Raw genomic sequence first — 1,598 nt, 5'->3', positions numbered from 1 at the left:
CGGATATGGGCCGAGGCGGCGGCGATTGATCACCTCTCCCGCTCTTCGCGGGAAGAGCGAGGGGTGAGGGGCTGCCTCGGCAAATTACGAACATAGACGCGCGCGCTGACTCCCCCTCACCCGGATTGCACCGGACGATGCGGAGCCTGTCATCGGGCGCGCGTTCGCGCGACCCGTTGGCATCGCCGAGGCAATCCGACTTGTCCCCGCAAGCGGGGCGAGGTGAACAAGGCGCCTGCGCCGATTCCGCTAGAAGCTCTCATGCTCTAGTGGAGTGACTCTAACGTTTGCTTCCCGCGTTTGATAGCGGCGAGGACGCGCTTTGGGTCGGCGGTCCAGACGAAGGGTTTGGGATCGGCGTTTGTCTCGGCGACGAAGCGGTTGATAGCGACTTGCAGGTCGACGACGGATCGGAACACGCCGCGCTTGAGGCGACGGCGCGTGAGCTTGGCGAAGAAGCCTTCGACCGCATTGAGCCAGGATGCGGAGGTCGGGGTGAAGTGGAACGTCCAGCGGGGATGCCGGGCCAGCCATTGGCGCATCTTCGGATGCTTGTGGGTCGCATAGTTGTCGACGATGGCGTGGATCACTTTTCCCACCGGGACCTGCTCCTCGATCGTGTTGAGAAAGCGGATGAACTCCTGATGGCGATGGCGCTGCATGTTGTGGCCGATGACGGTGCCGTCGAGGATGTTGAGGGCTGCGAACAGCGTGGTGGTGCCGTGACGTTTGTAGTCGTGCGTCATCGTCCCGGCACGGCCCGGCTTCATCGGCAAACCCGGCTGGGTGCGGTCGAGCGCCTGGATTTGGCTCTTCTCGTCGACCGAGAGGACGACCGCATGGGCGGGTGGATCGACGTAGAGGCCGACGACGTCTTTGAGTTTCTCGGCGAACTTCGGGTCGTTCGACAGCTTGAACGTGCGGATGCGATGCGGCGCGAGTTGGTGGGCCTCGAGGATACGTTGCACCGAACGCAGGCTCACCCCTGCGGCCTTCGCCAGCATCCGGCCGGTCCAGTGCGTTGCTTCTCCGGGCGGCGGCCCGAGCGCCAGGTCGACCACTCTCTGCACGGTGCCGGTCGGCAGCGGTTGCTTGCCGGGCTTGCGCGTCTTGTCGCGCGTCAGCCCTTCGACGCCCTCCGCCATGAACCGCGCCTGCCATCTCCACACCACAGGCTTCGATTTGCCCGAGCGGCGCATGATCTCGGCGGTGCCGCAGCCTTCGGCAGTGGCCAGAATGATGTTGGCCCGCCACACGTGCTTTTGCGGCGCGCTGCGATCCGAGACGATCGCCTCAAGTCGATGGCGATCCGCTCGGGTGACGTTCACGATAATTCCTGCTCTCATGCCGAGAGCTTGAACTGCTTCGGTCGATTTGGGAATCGTCCGAATGAATCAGACCACTAGTGGGGTGATTTTATATAGTTCCAGGGCTTCTGAGGGGATCTCAGGTAGAGGTCGTGTTACGGATGAAGAAACTGCTAGGCAATGGGCGCGGATACAGGAGGGACTTCTGAATTTGGAGGAATATGCGGCAGCTCTTGAACGGTTGATGGACCGCAATCCAACCGCCGTTATAAATCCAGATCGTAGGGCAAT

General features: G+C 62.3%; 2 protein-coding genes. One reads left to right on the top strand and one right to left on the bottom strand.

Annotated features, from left to right (window positions below; all coding sequences use genetic code 11):
- Positions 1 to 266: 266 nt before the first annotated feature.
- A complete protein-coding gene (locus VGP39_RS05015; protein WP_327567006.1) occupies positions 267 to 1,346 on the bottom strand; it encodes an IS630 family transposase in 1,080 nt (359 codons plus the stop codon).
- A gap of 43 nt (positions 1,347 to 1,389) precedes the next feature.
- Between VGP39_RS05015 and VGP39_RS05010 the strand changes: the two genes are divergently transcribed.
- Positions 1,390 to 1,598: hypothetical protein (locus VGP39_RS05010; protein WP_327567005.1), on the top strand; the 209-nt coding region annotated here is incomplete at its 3' end.

It is taken from the genome of Bradyrhizobium sp., from assembly GCF_036009065.1.
In the GTDB taxonomy this organism is placed as follows: domain Bacteria; phylum Pseudomonadota; class Alphaproteobacteria; order Rhizobiales; family Xanthobacteraceae; genus Bradyrhizobium.
This window is presented reverse-complemented; position numbering and strand designations above follow the sequence as displayed.

Excerpts from the sequence above, each read along its gene's own strand:
- VGP39_RS05015 (WP_327567006.1), bottom strand. The coding sequence starts at position 1,346 with ATGAGAGCAGGAATTATCGTGAACGTCACCCGAGCGGATCGCCATCGA.